At 31.9% G+C, this 12685-nt stretch carries 11 protein-coding genes and 2 pseudogenes; 1 reads left to right on the plus strand and 12 read right to left on the minus strand.

Annotated elements, in window-relative coordinates:
- Window positions 1–33 precede the first annotated feature (33 nt).
- From CC89_RS08615 to hypB, 8 genes are all read right to left on the minus strand, one after another.
- A complete protein-coding gene (locus CC89_RS08615) occupies window positions 34–951 on the minus strand; it encodes a hypothetical protein (protein WP_035291070.1) in 918 nt (305 codons plus the stop codon).
- Between the two features lie 639 nt (window positions 952–1590).
- The gene (locus tag CC89_RS08620) at window positions 1591–2013 is read right to left on the minus strand and encodes a PTS mannitol transporter subunit IIA (protein ID WP_035291071.1); all 423 of its coding nucleotides are present in this window, start codon (window positions 2011–2013) and stop codon (window positions 1591–1593) included.
- Window positions 2013–3398, minus strand: a complete 1386-nt coding sequence (locus tag CC89_RS08625) for a PTS mannitol transporter subunit IIBC (RefSeq protein WP_035291072.1) — start codon at window positions 3396–3398, stop codon at window positions 2013–2015. Before CC89_RS08625 ends, CC89_RS08620 begins: the two co-directional genes overlap by 1 nt.
- A gap of 32 nt (window positions 3399–3430) precedes the next feature.
- Window positions 3431–4207 (minus strand): SDR family NAD(P)-dependent oxidoreductase, encoded by a 777-nt coding sequence (locus CC89_RS08630; RefSeq protein WP_035291074.1) that lies wholly within the window; start codon window positions 4205–4207, stop codon window positions 3431–3433.
- Between the two features lie 209 nt (window positions 4208–4416).
- Entirely contained in the window at window positions 4417–5166 is a 750-nt protein-coding gene (locus CC89_RS08635) for a GntR family transcriptional regulator (protein WP_035291075.1), read from the minus strand.
- A 902-nt stretch (window positions 5167–6068) separates the two neighbouring features.
- Window positions 6069–6410, minus strand: a complete 342-nt coding sequence (locus CC89_RS08640; protein ID WP_035291076.1) for a hydrogenase maturation nickel metallochaperone HypA — start codon at window positions 6408–6410, stop codon at window positions 6069–6071.
- 44 nt (window positions 6411–6454) lie between these two features.
- The gene (locus tag CC89_RS08645; RefSeq protein ID WP_035291077.1) at window positions 6455–9145 is read right to left on the minus strand and encodes an FAD-dependent oxidoreductase; all 2691 of its coding nucleotides are present in this window, start codon (window positions 9143–9145) and stop codon (window positions 6455–6457) included.
- Between the two features lie 33 nt (window positions 9146–9178).
- Window positions 9179–9850, minus strand: a complete 672-nt coding sequence (gene hypB / locus CC89_RS08650) for a hydrogenase nickel incorporation protein HypB (RefSeq protein WP_035291078.1) — start codon at window positions 9848–9850, stop codon at window positions 9179–9181.
- Between the two features lie 271 nt (window positions 9851–10121).
- On the opposite strand from hypB, the gene CC89_RS08655 reads away from it, so the two are divergent.
- A complete protein-coding gene (locus CC89_RS08655; protein ID WP_051931613.1) occupies window positions 10122–10829 on the plus strand; it encodes a FadR/GntR family transcriptional regulator in 708 nt (235 codons plus the stop codon).
- A 108-nt stretch (window positions 10830–10937) separates the two neighbouring features.
- Here CC89_RS08655 and CC89_RS21435 read toward each other — a convergent pair whose 3' ends face one another.
- The 4 genes and pseudogenes from CC89_RS21435 to CC89_RS08665 form a co-directional block, all read right to left on the minus strand.
- Window positions 10938–11375, minus strand: a complete 438-nt coding sequence (locus tag CC89_RS21435; RefSeq protein ID WP_353601185.1) for a hypothetical protein — start codon at window positions 11373–11375, stop codon at window positions 10938–10940.
- A gap of 93 nt (window positions 11376–11468) precedes the next feature.
- A pseudogene (locus tag CC89_RS21440) lies at window positions 11469–11789 on the minus strand (immune inhibitor A domain-containing protein); the annotation flags it as partial.
- Window positions 11786–12088, minus strand: a pseudogene (locus CC89_RS21445) (immune inhibitor A domain-containing protein); the annotation flags it as partial. The pseudogenes CC89_RS21445 and CC89_RS21440, both read right to left, overlap by 4 nt.
- 392 nt (window positions 12089–12480) lie before the next feature.
- Window positions 12481–12684, minus strand: coding sequence for a helix-turn-helix transcriptional regulator (locus CC89_RS08665; RefSeq protein ID WP_035291080.1), 204 nt, complete (start codon window positions 12682–12684; stop codon window positions 12481–12483).
- Between the last annotated feature and the right edge of the window lies 1 nt (window position 12685).

Below are 12685 nucleotides of genomic sequence, written 5' to 3' on the forward strand. Positions count from 1 at the left end.
ATATATCTTGCTTAATTTGTAATTATTTTATCTTTATAAATTATTTTTAAAGGCCTTTAAAATCCTAGCTCTTTTCACAGATATATAGCATCTCCATATTTTAGTCACTTCTCTTGAAATTTCACTGTCTACTCCCCAAGAAAAATTAGGCTGCCAATAACCTTCTTCATTTAATGAATGGAGCCAAAAGTTTATATTTTCTTCAATATATGGCTCAACTAGCTTGTACCACTGGGAATCAGGCGATGCTACTAAATCAAGTGGTTGTGCCACATACTCCATCCATTTTTCTGTATCTGTGCAAAGACACCCCAAAATTCTTCTATTCATATGAAGTATTGTAGTATGAGTAATTAAATCTGAATGAATTTCCTGTAAAACTTTAATAAGTGTTTGAAGACAATAACAATCATGATCATAACACGGCTCGTCACTATTTAAAAATTTAATGCACCTTTCTGCTATTTTATGTCCTAGTGATTTTTGAGATTCACTGCCATATTTTAAAAACGCAGAAGCTACCACTGCACAAGGATTAGGTGTAAACCTTGTTTCTTCAGAATAGTTCCACCAAGATGCATGGGGATACTCTTCTACCTTACCAGATACTTTTTCCCAAAATGAACAAATTATAGTTTCATCTTCAATGGTATTTTCAAAATAATTTAGTAAGTTTTTAAACCAGCTTTCCTTGCAATTTAATTCATATTCATAAGCAATAAAAATAGCTTCAGTTGACGCAATGCTAGATGAATAAGGCATCAAGATATCAGCCTCAAGCCCTTTGCCAAATCCACCGTCACTATTTTGATATTTTAATAGTTCTGAAATGATAGCATCTTTATCACCAGCATTAAAGGTATAATTCCACTTTGCTTTTTCAATAGTTCTGCCATTTTCCATTATGTAACTTTCTATGTTCTTTAGCTGATTTTTATTTATTCTCCTCATATGGCACCTCCAATTATTTTTAACACTTTCACTTTAGGTACATGAAAATAAATAACAAGTCAAAGATGCTGGTATATTTTGTGTCAGACAAGGAAGCAGGTTCCGCCGCTAGTAGAACTATCGGTGGGTTCTGATGACGCAGTATGACGCAAAATAGACTAGCATACTGACTTGTTATTTATTTGAATGTGCCTTAGGCTTGAATAATTAAATGATTTTGTAATGTAATAATTCTTTCTACAATATACTACCATTATATTCTATACTTGTACATATTTTAAGCATACTAGCAGTGCTGCTTTATGAGATGACTATACAATACTGATATATAATCAGTATAATTTTTAGATTTATGAGATAAAAAAGATTGTAAAATTTGCCCCCCTAAATAATATAGGAGGTCACAAAATTTAATCTTATATTTAGTTATTAAGACTTAACCAAACTTCCATAACTCCATCCAACTCTTTACTTAATTCCTCTTTCCTAGAATATAATTTATCAAGCATCCATGCCATGAATTCAATTGGCTCTACCAATATATTTTCTTTTAAGCTTTACCACAGTTTCCATGTGCATTGAATAGGGTAAAAGGAAAAAGAGCCAGATGGGAAATCCTCTGACCCTTTTATTTTGCTGCTACTCGGTTTTAAATATACCTATAAATTCTTCTGGTGAACCTGCATTTATTAATCTTTTTACCTTTTCTTCTGAAGAAAGTTTTACAGCTATTTCAGATAATATTTCTAAATGGTCACCATCTAAACCAGCTATTCCTATAATAAGGTTTACATCGTTCCCACTATAATCTATACTCTCTCTAAAATGTAGTATAACTACTCCAGATTTATTAACATATTTCTTTCCCTTTAATGTTCCATGAGGGATAGCTACCTTATTTCCTATATATGTTTGATCTGTCTTTTCTTTTTCTAGCATAGAATCTATGTACTCTGGCTCTATTAATCCATGTTCTAGTAATTTCTTTCCTGCTAGTTTAATAGCCTCTTTCTTTTCCATCTTAGGTAAATCAAAGTATAAAATATCTTTTTCTATATTCATTACTTAACTTCTCCCTTCTTAAGATCTTCTATAAGAATATCATAAGCTGGATCATTTAAAAAGGATTCTACTGTTTTAATTTTCGCCTTTGGTAAATTTTTCCTTGCTCTATTATATAAATTTTTATGACAAACTACTAATTTTATTCCTTCTGGTACCTTATCTACTGCATAATTTTCTACTTTTATATTCAAACCTATTTTCTTTATCTTATTTCTTAAAATACCTGCTCCCATAGCACTTGAACCTATTCCTGCATCACAAGCAAATACTATAGTGTCTATATCTTTTGTCAATAAAACAGAATCTTCTTTTTCTAAACCTAACATATCACCAATTTCATCACTTAATCCCATTTCTTCATCCTCTTTCTCACTTTTATCTGACTTTAAAAAGAAAGATGCTAATAAGAAAGAGCCTACTATACCTGCTAATATACCTAGCATAACTTTAATAAATCCACTTTTAGGTAACATTACTAAAAATGATACTATGCTTCCTGGGTGAGGATATCCTGCCAACCCTGCTCCAACCAAATTCCAAACAAAAGCCTGGGCTACACCTCCAAATATTACTGCTAAAAACATAACTGGCTTCATTAATACATATGGGAAGTAAACTTCATGAATACCTCCAATAAATTCAATCAATAGTGCTGATGGTGCTGATTTTTTACTATTTCCCTTGCCAAACATTGAATAAGCTAATAATATTCCTGCTCCTGGTGCTGGACTTGAAACTAACATAAAGAATATAGTCTGTCCATGTTTTGCTATGTCTTGAACGCCTAATGGAACAAAGATTCCTTGGTCTATAGCATTATTTAAGAATATAACTTTTGCTGGCTCTATAATAACTGCTAATAATGGTAGTAACTTAGCCTTTATAATTGCATTTATTCCTGATACAGCTACATTTGTTGCTGTACTTATTATAGGCCCTATTATCTTAAATGAAAATATAGCCAATACCATACCTAAAATTCCTATGGTAAAGTTACTAATTAACATTTCAAAACCTGATTTTACCTTACCTTCTAAAAACTCATCTATCTTCTTAATACAAAAAGCTCCCAATGGTCCTAAAATCATAGCTGCCATAAACATAGGTATATCTGAACCTACTATAGCCCCCATTGTAGCAACAGCTCCTGCCACCCCTCCTCTTTGACCGTGAATCATCTTACCACCTGTAAAAGCTATTAATATAGGCAGTAAAAATCTTATCATTGGCTGAACCATACTTCCTAGTTGTTCATTCGGAAACCATCCAGTAGGAATGAAAAATGCTGTTATAAGTCCCCATGCTATAAAAGCTCCTATATTTGGGATGACCATTCCTGCTAGGAAACCTCCAAACTTTTGTATTTTTATTTTAACGTCCATTTACCTTCCTCCTCACCTTATTTAAATAAAATTTAAGCCATATAATCTCCACCATTAACATTTAATGCTTGACCTGTTATATAATCTGAATCTGATGTTGATAAAAACACTACTAATTTCGCTATATCTTCTACTGTTCCTATTCGATGAGCTGGAATTTTCCCTCTAAAGTAATCCATTACTTCGTCTTCCTTTAATTTTTTCTTCTTACCATAATCAGCTGCCTGTTTCTCCCACATAGGAGTATTAACTACACCTGGACAAATTGCATTTACCTTAATTCCTTCCTTAGCAAATTCTTTAGAAAGTGATTGAGTTAATCCTATCACTCCAAACTTACTAGCACAATACGCCTGATAATTATTTGTTCCTACTTTACCCGATTGAGATGACATATTTATAATACTTCCACCACCATTTTCTAACATCTGGCTGACTGCTTCCTTGCAACATAGGAATTGACCTTTTAAATTAATATTCATTGTCATATCCCAAATTTCTTCAGTATGTTCAAAAAATGGAGTTATTATAGATATCCCTGCACTATTAACCCAAATATCCACTAATCCAAACTCTTCCTTAACTGAATTACCTACTTCTTTAATATTCTTCATATCTGTAACATCTAATTTATAAGCACTAGCAATGCCACCATTTTCCTTAATAGCATTAGCTACTTTCTCTGCTCCTTTTTTATTAATATCTGTTACAGCTACCCTTACTCCTTGTTTAGCTAATTCTAAACATATTCCTTCTCCTATACCACTGCCACCACCTGTGACTACGGCTACTTTATCTTTTAATCTCATTTAACTACCTCCTTATGACATCATTATGTCGTGATGTCTATTTTTATTATATTATATCTAAATATTTTGTCAAGATTTTTCTATAATAAAAAAGGGCTGTTGCACTAAAAATAAATACTATAATATATTATGCTGGCTTTAAATTTCCAAGACAATATATTATATGTAAATTTCTTAATGCAACAACCTCTTCTATGTATAAAGGCATATTAACTTTTATATTTTAAAATTGCACTAAACCTAGTCATATCCCCTCTATCTCTTGAAATGGAGTATTCAAAAGGCTTCTCTAAATCATTATAGGTCACGGTTTTAACTAGTTGTATAGCTGTTCCTTCTTCTATATCCAATAACTTGGCAGCTTTCCTATCTGCATTTATTGCTCCAAAGGTCTTTTTAGCATAATTTATTATCACATTGTAATCTTTCTTTAATGTAGAGAATAAAGATACTTCGGAAAAATTATACTTATCCAACCCTGGTGCTATTTCGCAAGGAACATAAGTATCCACTAATACTGACGGTTCATCTTCCACATATCTAAGTCTAATTAATTTATAGAATCTATCATACTTATCTCCAAAAATATTTTTTAATTCTTCATCTAAATCTACTATATTCATACCTAACTCTTCTGTTCTAGTTTCTAATCCTTGTCTAAAAGCTTCATCTTCAAAGCTTCTCAATTCTTCCAAGCCCCAAACATTATATTTTTTCTGTTTCCTAACAAAAGTTCCTACTCCACGTTTAATCTCTAAATAATCTTCCCTAACTAATATATCCACCGCCTGTCTTACTGTTGTTCTGCTGACATCAAATAACTCCATCAGCTCTTTTTCAGAAGGCAATTTATACCCAACTTCATATTCTCCACTAGCAATTCTAGCTATAATATCATTCTTTAATTGAGAATATAAAGGAATTTCCGAGTTCTTATCTAAACTAAATTCCCTAGTCATTTCTTCACCTCTATTTTATATATACAATAACCTTGAACATAACTCTAAGGCCTTAATATTACTAACCCGTAAGGAAATCTCAATGTGAGAAGTTTACTCAAATCACTGTCCTTAGGGATTTTTTAGAAAATAATTAGTTTTTTCAAGACAGGATTTATGATACCAAAAAATAATAATAAATGAAAGAGATATCTTTAATAAATTAATAATAACAGTAAATTTAAATTATTTTAATAGATAAATAGTTACCTATATCTATATTTTTCTTTATTATATCATCTTATGCATTTTGTGTAAATATAAAGCATAAAGCCCATTTTTGTACCAAATTTTAAGTTCAGTTACATTTTTAAATTCTATATGAGAATATTATTTCGTGTTTTACAGCGAAAAACATAACTCTATACACAATAAATATATTAATAGATTTAATTATATCTATAAAAGGAGTAAGATAGTCCATCTCAAGCTGGGTTATCTCATTACCTTGAAGAGAAATGTATTCTCCCACGTCTTTAGCTGAAAATCTCTTGTAGCTATAATTAGTTATAGTTCTAAAGAAATCTTTTTTTAAACTTACTTCAAAAGCAATATCCAGTTTAAAATTTAATAAATTTTCTATGTAACTCCCTTTTCTATACGTAAACTTTTTATTTATTTTCCAATTTCAATAGCCATACATTTATCCTCCAACTATAATTAGGTTGATTCATGAATCAACCTAATTATAGTTTACACTGTTTTTATATTCAATAACTTGTATTTTTATATAACTAAACCAATAGTTGAGGTAAATATATCTATATTCATCCATTTAAAAAAGCCGTCAATCAAGAAGTTTTGCTCCTCAATCGGCAGCTCTATTAATTTAATAAAATCAATTACATTTTTTTTGATTTATTTTAGTAGGCAATAATTTCCTTAATCATAAACTCTTTTCCGCTTAATAATCCAAAGTTATTACTTCCACACTTTGGGCATTTTTTACCATCCTTAATAATATTAAAAACCTTGCTACATTCTTTACAAATAGCATTTCCTGGTATTATCTCAATTTTCAATTTCGTATCTTGCAGCATTGTTCCATCAACCGCTGCTGGATAACACTCCTCAATATACTTTGGAATCATTGATGAAAGCTCTCCTATTTGTAAAACTAATGTATCAATTTTAGTAAGCTTTTGCTTTATTGCAATTTTTTCTATAGTGTTAACAACTTCAATTACAACACCTAGTTCATGCAAATTAATCACCTATCCCATCTTCTGCTTATGCATATAATCTTAGACTAATGCTTTTTTGCAAAAAGTTTTTGAAACTTCCTAACTGTAATTCTTCCCTTACGTTTTATCACATTCTTAACAACCACTGGTTTTAACTTTTCTAATGGTACACTTTCATTGTCATACTTTCTAACAAGTGAGACAGCATCAAATTTACACTTAGTTGTACATTGACCACATCCTACGCACATAAATTCATCTACAATTGCAGCACCACAACCAAGGCAACGACTAGTTTCCTTTTTCACCTGTTCTTCTGTAAATGTAGCACGTACATCTTTAAATGACTCTTTTGCATTTACTCCATTTATATGTCCTGGTCTTTGTCTTTGGGTGTTATCATATCCTCCAATTTCAACACTACTCTTATCTAATTCATGATACTCTCTTCTATCACGACCATTAATTAAACTTTGTCCTGGCTGAACAAACCGATGAATTGAAATTGCCCCCTGCTTACCTGCAGCAATAGCATCTATAGCAAATCTTGGGCCAGTATATGAATCACCACCAGCAAATATATCAGCTTCCCCAGTTTGATAAGTAAATGGATCAGCTTTTATTGTTTTATTTGGATTTAATTCTACCTTGCTACCTACAAGTATATTGCCCCAATCAATTGATTGACCTACTGAAAGTAGTACATAGTCTGCTTTAACAAATTTAACTTCTTTTTCATCATAAGTAGGATTAAATCTTTTATTTTCATCAAATACAGAAAGGCATTTCTTAAACTCCACTCCAACGACCCTACCATTTTCAGTAACAATACGTTTAGGTCCCCAAGAATTATTTATGCCAATATCTTCTAACATGGCCTCTTCAATTTCTTCCTCAAGAGCTGGCATCTCATCACGACTTTCAAGACAGAACATATGAACTTTTGCGGCTCCTACTCTTGTAGCGTTTCTTGCCACATCAATAGCAACATTACCGCCACCGATTACAATTACATTCCCCTTAAGATTTATATCTTCTCCCAAGTTTACATTACGTACAAAATCAACGCCTGAAATAACTCCCTCAGCATCCTCTCCTTCTACGCCAATTTTTCTCCCTGCCTGAGCACCAATTGCAAGATAAAAAGCTTTGTATCCCTGTTCTCTTAAATCATTAAGAGTAACATCTTTTCCAACTTCAACGCCTGTTTTAAACTCAACGCCTAATTCTCTTAAAATGTCAATTTCTGCATTAACTACTTCTTTTTCAAGTCTAAAAGATGGGATTCCTAGTGTTAACATGCCACCAAGAGCCTTTTGCTTTTCAAATACCGTTACTTTATATCCATCAATAGCTAAATAATAAGCACAGGAAAGTCCAGCTGGTCCCCCACCAACAATAGCAATTTTCTTTCCATAATCATGTCTCTTTTTTGGCACATAACGATTTTTCATATTTAAATCCTGTTCTGCAATGAATTTCTTAATTTCATCTATAGCAATTGGATCATCAATGTCTCCTCTAGTACAAGCAGATTCACATTTTCTAGGACAAATACGTCCACATACTGCTGGAAACGGATTTTCTTTCTTAATTAGTTCTAACGCATCTGTATATCTTCCTTGAGATGCTAGTTTAATATATCCTTGTACAGCAATATGTGCAGGACATGCAGTTTTACATGGACTTGTACCTGTGTCAACAACATTCTTTCTATTAATTCTATAATCTACATTCCATTTATCAGGACCCCACTCTGCATTACGTGGAGTTTCCTCTCTCACTATTGCTTCAACAACAGGTTTGCTAGAACAAAGCTTTTGCCCCAACTGTATAGCATTTACTGGACAATTTGCAACACATTCACCGCAAGCAACACATTTATCCTTATCCACATGAGAAACATAGTTAGAACGAACCATATCAGCATTTGTAAACATTGAAGCTCCCCTTAATGAAAGACATGAACATCCACAGCAATTACAAATGGCATGAGTTTTTCCTGAACCATCTAAGTTTGGTATCTGATGCATTAAACCATTTTCTTCTGCTCTTTCTATAATTTCAAAAGCTTCTTCACGAGTAATCTTTCTACCTCTTCCTGTACGAATATAATATTCAGCAGCATGACCTAGTTGAATACACATATCCTCTTTTAGGTGACCACAACCCTCACCCATAAGTTCTCTTGCAGTACGACAAGCACAATCGGAAACTGAGAAAATTTCATTTTCATTAAGGTACTTTGATATTTCCTCATAGGATGCTCTTCTTGTTTCCCCATTTATAGAAGTTTCTATTGGGATGACACGCATAAGACCAACTCCTGGTGGAAAACTACCTGTTGACCTCGGTCCATTTTCTATGCCATATGCATCGAAGGATTCAGCAATTTGAGGGTATTTATAAGCATATTTTCTATTATTAACCATCATCTCCATAATACCTGGTACCCATGTTTCATACCAAAATTTATCTTCTCCATTGATAGTGTTAACAAAGCAAACACCTATATCTGCCAGTTCTAATAAAAGTTCTTTTGTTCTTTTAACACTTTTTCCGCATAAAGGTGCAACCTCTTCTGCTGTAACTTTTTTTCTAAGGGTCATACAAAGCAAAACTTCTGCCATTTCATCTGTAACAACAGGTTCAAGAATTCTATAACGTGCGTCATTCTCTGTAAACCAACCTCTAGATCCAGGCTTATTGCCACTAACTTGATTTGCAAATCGAAGCACCTTTTGTTTTACTGCCATATTCATTACCTCCCAAAAATAAATTTCCTGTAATTATCGTTCACTCCATATTTTAACTTCATTACGTAACCAATTTGTCCATTCTTCTATGCCTTCACCTGTCTTTGCAGAAATTGGAATAATCTTAATATCTGGATTTAATTTTTTTACTCTCTCCTTGCATGCTTCTAAATCAAAATCAAAATAGTCTAATGTGTCAATTTTATTGATTAATAGAACATCACAAATAGAAAACATCAAAGGATATTTTAATGGCTTATCATCACCTTCAGGAACACTTAATATCATTGCATTTTTTGATGATCCCGTATCGAATTCTGCGGGACAGACTAAATTCCCTACATTCTCTAAAATTGCAAAATCAATTTCTTCAGTACCTAATGCACGTAATCCTTGTCTAGTCATATCTGCATCCAGATGACACATCCCACCTGTATGCAATTGAATAACCTTTGCGCCAGTTTGAGAAATAGTATTGGCATCCACATCTGAATCAATATCCGCCTCCATAACTCCTATTTTCATTTCATCTTTTAAAACATTGATGGTTTTCGTGAGAGTGCTGGTCTTACCAGAGCCTGGAGATGACATTAAATTTAGCAAAAATGTTTTTTCCTTCTTTAATTCTTTTCTAAGCAAATCAGCATCACGGTTATTGTCATCAAAAACACTTTGCTTAATTTCAATAACCTTATAAGTATTCATAATATATCTTCCCCCTATTTCTATCCCTTATTTTATTCTATTTTGCTTATGTATGACTTATGAATTCTACATCACATTATTTTATTTTGTGGTCATACCAAGCTTGTCTAAATTTTAACATTATATGTATCAAAAATCAATATTTTCTGACAAAGTTAAAAATTCATGTAAAATTACTATACTTCATCTACTAATCAATTGACTTTTTTTGTAGATTTCTCTACAATAGTCTTGTGCTCTTGGTTAGACCAATACAAAGGATGTGTTAAAAATGTCTTTACGTAAAATAGTGCCTCCTACAATGAAAGAACTTTTTATTAAAGAAATTGAAGGAAAAATATTATCTGGAGAATGGAAAATTGGCGATCGATTGCCTACTGAACGAGAAATGGCGAAAAAAACTAATGTGAGTCGAACTGTTATTAATTCAGGTCTCTACGAGCTTGCTCAAAACGGATTTGTTGAAATCATACCGAGAAAGGGCGTTTTTGTTGGGGATTATATTAGAAACGGCCAATTAAATACACTTTTGTCAATCATCAACTTCAACGGAGGAAAATTTGACAAAAAAACCTTTGACTCATTAACATCATACCGCATACATTTTGATTGTGAGTGTGCATATTTAGCAGCTCAAAACCGTACAGATGATGACTTAAAACTTATGCGTTCCATTTATAAAAAAGCTCTTGAAACTACCGATAATACAGAAATTTTTCAATTAAAATTTGAATTTCTTCATGCTATATATTGTGCTACAGGTAATAATATATACCCATTAGTATGTAATTCTTTCAAAAAACTGTGCATTACCTTTAATGAAATAATATATAGGATTTTTGGCTGCGAACCCATTACTTACATGAGTAAATTAATAGATGCCATTGAAAAAAAAGAAGCAGATGAAGCTCGAAGAATAATGTATGAATTTTTAACTGAGCGCATTGATGATCTGAAACAAGTATACTTTAAAGATTGATTTAGATATAGCAATATTTCTAAATACTATAAGCGGTAAATATACAGTCACATAGACAAATATATTTACCGCTTAATTTATAGTTATATTGATATTAAACATCTATTTTCAATTAAAAGCACTTAAATCAAAGGTTGCATTCACCCATTGTTTATTTGAACTGCCAGTTATACCATGTCCTGGATTTCTTCTTTTTATTTCTTCTGGGGTTTCATTATCCCTAACCCACTGATCTACAGTGTCAGTAGTTAAATTCCCCTTTACAGAAATCCAATCATTAGTACCTAATTCCTTTACTTGAACTGAAGCAAAATCAAAGCCTGGATCTATATTATACCAAGTTCTGAAACTTAATTCAGCTTTATCTTTTCCTACTAATTCCATAGGCTTTTTGGTTGTCATATAATTTTCTAAGTTATCCCCTTTACCACTAAAATAGCAGTACTTACCTTCTGGTGGGGTTACAACTCTTTCATCATTATATTCCGATAAACTAATTCTTATAGTATCATTGTTTTGTCCCTTGATACTAGCTTGATCTAACACTACATCAATACCATTCTCATTTATATTTTCTAAATTTAAAACCTTAGAGTTTTGCCAATTAGCTATTTTACCTGGCTTTGTAAAATCCTTTTGCAAAAATTCCCTGCAATAGGCACCATAGCTAGCTGGTTCAGAGCCTCTAGGGTCTCCTGCATAACTTCCTCCCATTATAGACCAATTTTCCACTGGAGGCTCATTAGTTCCATATAAATCTGGAAGTCCAAGAACATGTCCAAATTCATGATTAAATAAATCTACTGGTAAGTCCTCTAATTTAAACTCTTTTCCACTTCTATCTTTTACTGTAGGATTCTTAGCAGCTATAGCTTGTTTATTTTGTGCACTTAGTTTGTCCATATCTTCCCCAAAAATATTAAATCCCCATCTGAATGGCCATATAGCATCTTCTCCTAAAGATCCTCCACCCCACTACCTTCGTTTGAGCCATATTCTTTTGCATTATTATCGGCTGTATACCACCCTACAACTTTTCCCTTAAATTCATAGGTTCCACCAGATTCTTCTTTAAAGAATTTATTTACTGTAATGTGCTTATTTCCATCTGAAGTTTCATAATATTCATCTCCAAAGAAAAGGTTTTCATAAAATTCATCAGTAGTTTCTGCCCCCTTAAAATTATTGATTCTAAAATTCTTTTCCCTTTTATCTAAGTCTGTATATTTATAGTCAGGAAAATCAATTAAAATAACTAATGGTTTTGATGTGAATTTTTTTCAAATATTTTCCGTATACACTTTTTCGACATTACACGTATAAAATCAATTACTTAAGTACCATTGAATGTATTAAGTTGTTTTCATATACATATATTTATTTAATTTATAAATAATCTATATAAAACTTCGTATAAAATTTGTAAAAATACAGAAGACATAAACCTACATTTTATGTCTTCACTTTCTTATATGCACTATATGGAGAATACATTACCATAATGAAGAAATAATAATGCACATTTCTACAGATAATGCATCTATGAAAAAATTTGGGACTTTATCAAATGGCGGGGAATGTATCATAAATAAAATTGCTACTTAAGCTGTTTTACTTTTAGCAGGAAGATCTATATTTAGTTATGATTTACTTACTCTATAAATTCAAACAATTTGTCTACACTGGTATTAAAAATTTTAGCAATATCCATAGCAAGTTTTAAAGAAGGATTATATTTGCCATTCTCAAGATGCACAATAGTTTCTCGTCTAACACCTACTAAATCAGCCAATTGGCTTTGCTTCATATTTGCCTTTTCTCTAAATTCCTTTATATTAGTTTTTAAAATAGTCATT

The organism is Clostridium sp. KNHs214 (assembly GCF_000744935.1).
In the GTDB taxonomy this organism is placed as follows: domain Bacteria; phylum Bacillota; class Clostridia; order Clostridiales; family Clostridiaceae; genus Haloimpatiens.